The organism is Vibrio sp. 1978 (genome assembly GCF_033344345.1).
Genome location: NZ_JAWPOP010000129.1, coordinates 1 through 1,146, shown reverse-complemented (window position 1 = coordinate 1,146; position 1,146 = coordinate 1). Strand labels below are relative to the sequence as shown.

The window sequence follows — 1,146 nt, the reverse complement described above, 5'->3', positions numbered from 1 at the left end:
CGTGACTTTCTTGTCTAACCCAAAATACGCAAAGCATCTATCTGAATGTAAAGCAACAGTGGTGATGGTGAAGGCAGAGCATAAGGACCAGTGTGCTGGTAATGCACTCGTCGTTGCTGACCCTTATGTTGCATTCGCTCGTGTTGTTCAGGCTATGGATACCACACCAAAACCTGCTGAAGACATTGCACCGAGTGCAGTGATTGCATCCGATGTGAAGATGGGTGAAAACGTTGCAATTGGCGCAAACGCGGTTATTGAAACGGGAGTTGAACTGGGTGATAACGTTGTTATCGGCGCAGGTTGCTTTATCGGTAAAAACGCGAAGCTGGGGAACAACACCAAGCTTTGGGCTAATGTGACAATTTATCATGAAGTATCATTGGGCGATGACTGTCTGGTTCAATCTGGCACAGTCATTGGCTCTGACGGTTTTGGTTATGCGAACGATAAAGGCGAGTGGATTAAAATCCCTCAGCTTGGTTCTGTGCGCATTGGTAACCGCGTCGAGATTGGTGCATGTACTACGATTGACCGTGGTGCACTTGAAGATACCATTATTGAAGATAATGTGATTCTTGATAACCAACTTCAAATCGCACATAACGTGCAGATCGGATATGGTACCGTGATGCCAGGTGGTACTATTGTCGCCGGCAGTACTAAAATTGGTAAGTACTGTCAGATCGGCGGCGCGTCGGTTCTAAATGGCCACATCACTATCGCAGATGGTGTTGCCATCACCGGTATGGGCATGGTAATGCGCAGTATCGAAGAAAAGGGTCTTTATTCATCAGGTATCCCATTACAGACGAACCGAGAATGGCGCAAGACGGCAACTCGTGTTCACCGTATTGACGAGATGAACAAACGCTTGAAAGCTGTTGAAAAACAGCTGGAGCAGAAAGAAGAATCTTAGTTCCATATTCTGAACAAAGACTCGCGAAATGCGGGTCTTTTTCTTCTATAATGACGCGCTATTAGTAGATTTATTATCAAGCTGGTATACACTTTGCAGGCATTTCCCAGTTTGCGGCCTTTGCCGCTGCCTTGCCATCTTGGTTAAGAGAATTGATATAGGAAGACGACTTTGACTACTGAAAAGAAAACGATGAACATCTCTGAAATTCAAGAGCTACTACCTCA

1 protein-coding gene is annotated in these 1,146 nt (G+C 45.5%); it reads left to right on the top strand.

Going from position 1 to position 1,146, the window contains the following annotated elements:
* Nucleotides 1-919, top strand: a 919-nt coding sequence (gene lpxD / locus R8N49_RS24975) for a UDP-3-O-(3-hydroxymyristoyl)glucosamine N-acyltransferase (RefSeq protein WP_318190195.1), incomplete at its 5' end; no start/stop codon positions are given.
* Nucleotides 920-1,146 lie beyond the last annotated feature (227 nt).